We start from the raw sequence: 1,027 nt of genomic DNA, 5'->3' as shown, positions 1-1,027 counted from the left end.
GCAACATGAGGCCCATGGTTATAAACGACAATCTGCAGGCTTTGCGCATCGCGGGTGAGCGATAGTGACACTTTGTTGTAGGCTTTGCTCTTTTGCAGGCCAGCAGTTGAGTCAGTGTTGCCCTCGTTGGTGTAATAGAGTGCGTTTTTTACTAAATTTTCGATCACTAACACAATGTGATTTTCATTGCCGAGCAGCTCGCATTCTTTACTGATGTATAGTTGAAACTGGCTGTCTGCTTGTGTATGAAAGAGAAATTCAGCATTTTCGCTGATGACGGCTTCTTCGCGCATTTTCATCAAGGGTAAAATAGCCCTTAACAATGCGTTGTGGGCAAGAAATGTTGGGGTGTAGGGGATAGGTTCGGCTTGTGTATTGGGGTGTTGTTTCTGAAGTTGAATTTGATAGTAGTACTCTTCGCACTCACAAATGTGATTGTTAATGTGCAAGGCGATATTATCGGCCGTAGATAAATCTAATAAATCCCACAAGTAACTAAGGCTAGTAAGCGCCTCAGGGTAATTCGGATTTTCTGTATCAGCGGCGGCAGCAGCGTGTAGAGCACCTAAAATTTTATCGTAACAAATGATGCCGTTGTGCCTAACTTCTGCCGCTATGCCTTTGAAATGTAAAAATTTCTCGTCGTATTCAATATATTCAAGCAGCCGGTCACCGATGAAGGCTTTGAGCTTTTCAGTTTGATTGGAATAGGTGTGGGCTTTGCGTTGCAATTGGCGTTTGTTTTCGATTAAGTCGTTAAGCTGTGCCTTGAGTGCTTGGGAGTTTTTGATGTAATTTTCCCTTCGGTTGTAGAAGAGCCTTAAATCTAATAGCCACACTAGAAGTACCACACCTAGGATAATCAATTCCACCTGAGCTGTGAATAATTGTGGTGCAGATTGGACAAGAGAAAGGGTCAGTTTACTGTTGCCGATGAATAAATAGCTGGCCATGGCGAGCAATAAGATACTACCAAACCAAGGGTAGGCGATGCGCTGAATCTTCATTGGGCTTTCGAGGTTGTTGT

Annotated in this window: 1 protein-coding gene; it reads right to left on the bottom strand. The window is 43.4% G+C overall.

Going from position 1 to position 1,027, the window contains the following annotated elements; genetic code table 11:
* Positions 1 to 1,027: hypothetical protein (locus ACFQEU_RS16510; RefSeq protein ID WP_379783917.1), on the bottom strand; the 1,027-nt coding region annotated here is incomplete at both ends.

Origin of the sequence: Halorubrum tibetense (assembly GCF_042661865.1) — an archaeon.
Classification (GTDB): domain Archaea; phylum Halobacteriota; class Halobacteria; order Halobacteriales; family Haloferacaceae; genus Halorubrum; species Halorubrum tibetense.
This window is presented reverse-complemented; position numbering and strand designations above follow the sequence as displayed.